The 2,366-nt window shown below is 40.2% G+C and carries 2 protein-coding genes; both read left to right on the forward strand.

From position 1 onward, the window contains the following. The first annotated feature begins 10 nt into the window (after nt 1-10). Entirely contained in the window at nt 11-490 is a 480-nt protein-coding gene (locus CXF78_RS20535; RefSeq protein WP_101086880.1) for an Hcp family type VI secretion system effector, read from the forward strand. Nucleotides 491-560: 70 nt separating this feature from the next. Continuing rightward, the coding region (tssI, locus tag CXF78_RS20540) for a type VI secretion system tip protein TssI/VgrG (RefSeq protein ID WP_102037799.1) at nt 561-2,366 on the forward strand (1,806 nt) is incomplete at its 3' end.

A 2,366-nucleotide genomic window follows, 5' to 3' on the forward strand; every position in this document is an offset into this window, starting at 1 on the left:
AGCATTAATAATGCAAGCGAATACATATTTAAATTATGAAGGGATTAAAGGCGAAACCACTGCTGAAGAATTCAAAGATCTGATTACTGTGTTATCAGTCGATTGGAATATTAGCCGTGAGATCACTTCTTTCACTGGTACTGCAAAAGACCGTGAAGCTAGCTCAACTCGTTTAGGTGATGTGACCATTACTAAATTACAAGATAATTCTTCTACTGACTTGTTCAAAGAAGCGACTATCGGTAAAGGTAAAAAAGCGGTTTTCCACATCACTAAGCAAGGTGACAAAATCGAAGAAATCATGCAAATCGAATTAACAGATGCAATGATCTCTAGCTACAGTGTTTCAGTTCATGGTGACCGTCCTGTAGAGACTATCACTATCAGCTACACTGAAATGATGATGGCTGTTACGCCAACTGATGATAAAAACAACATTACTGCAGCGCTACGTTATGGCTACAGCGGTGTTAAAGGTCAACAAATGTAAGTTGTTTGTGATCTTATATCTTGGGGAACTTGTTCCCCAAGATCTTTACTCTTAAAGACTGAGGCAAGGAATGCTTAAGGCCACTCAAAAAAATAATATCATCAGTATCACAACGCCATTAGGTAAGGATACTCTGTACCTAACGCATTTTACTGCCACAGAAGCCATCTCTCAGCTTTTTTCAATCAGCGTCTCCATGTTCACTGTTGGCACCCAGATTAGTCTCGACAGTTTAGTGGGTAAAAATGTTTGTATTACTTTACGTAATGCCGAAAGTAATGGTGCAGTTCGATACTTTCATGGGGTGGTAAGTCATCTTGAGTCTGCTGGAATGCGGACCGCAGCGTCAGACGATGCACAGAATTATATAGATTATCAAGCTGTTATAGTGCCTCAAATGGCATTAATGAAAAAACGCAGTAATTGTCGGATTTTTCAAAATAAGTCAGTCATCGATATTGTTAAAGACTTATTTGGTCAACATAAAGTTGAATTTCAAAATAAAACTACCAACACATACCCTCAGTATGAATACTGTGTGCAGTATTTAGAATCAGATGTCGATTTTGTTTGTCGTTTATTACAGCAAGAGGGTATTTTCTTCTTCTTCGAGCATAGTGTTGGTGCTCATACCCTAGTACTTGCTGATGATATTAACGCCTACAAACCTTGTGCAGAAGAGAAGGTTCGTTGTTTCTCAGGTCATTTAGCCGAGTCGCACGTGTCTCATTGGCAAGGCGGCATGAGCATGGTGAGCGGCGGTTTTATTCAAAAAGGTTACGACTACGAACAACCTAAATTATACCCTTCAGGTAATCATACTAACGCAAATCTTCCTGAACAAAGTGCACTTGAGGTGTACGATTATTTAGGCGAGTCTGAGTTCAACAAGCGCGCTCAACCGTTTGCCAATAATCAACTTGAAGCCCTGCAAAAAGACATGAATAAGTGCAGTGGCCAAGGCGATTGCCGTAGTTTTATGGTGGGTAAGTTTTTTACTTTCAAAGATCATGAAAACGCGAGTTATAAAGGTAAGAGCTTTGTTCTAAGCTCGCTGAGAACGTCGGCTACTCAGCCTAACCAGTCAGGCACAAGCCAATCAATGTCTGGCTGTGTTTATCAAAATGATTTTGAATGTGTGCCTAAAAGTACTCCTTATCGCTCACAGCTTCATTTACGTAAACCATTAATTAATGGCGTACAAACAGCGGTAGTGACTGGTGAACCTGGTGATGAACAACATATTGATAAATTTGGCCGTGTAAAAGTACAGTTTCATTGGGATCGTGAAGGCGAGTTCAATAGTAAAAGTTCATGTTGGATCCGTGTCGCTCAAAGCTGGGCTGGCAACAAGTGGGGTGCATTCTTCTTCCCTCGCGTAGGCCAGGAGGTGTTAGTTGAGTTTATCAATGGTGACCCTGATCAACCGATTATCAGCGGTGCTGTTTATAACGCCGACTTAATGCCTCCTTATGCATTACCGGCTAAAAAAACTCAGTCTGGGATTAAAACCCATAGCACTAAAGACGGTGGAGCCGACAATTTTAACGAGTTACGTTTTGATGATGAAAAAGGCAAAGAGTTATTATTCCTCCAAGCAGAAAAAGATCATCTATTGAATGTAAAACATGATCAAAAAGACACCATAGGCAACGACCGTTTCACTGACATCGTTAATAACGATAACGTTAAAATTGGTAATGATCGACTAGAAGACATAGCCAATAATGACAGCTTAAAAGTCGGTAAAGTGCTTAATATTGAAGCGGGTAATGAAATTGTCATTAAAACCGGCAGCGCATCAATCAAAATGAGCAGCGACGGTTCGATATCTATCGAAGGCACCAACATTACTATTAAAGGGACAAACGTTAAG

The sequence above is a fragment of the Shewanella sp. 11B5 genome (assembly GCF_002836795.1).
Lineage (GTDB): Bacteria > Pseudomonadota > Gammaproteobacteria > Enterobacterales > Shewanellaceae > Shewanella > Shewanella frigidimarina.

Excerpts from the sequence above, each read along its gene's own strand:
- CXF78_RS20535 (WP_101086880.1), top strand. The coding sequence starts at position 11 with ATGCAAGCGAATACATATTTAAATTATGAAGGGATTAAAGGCGAAACC.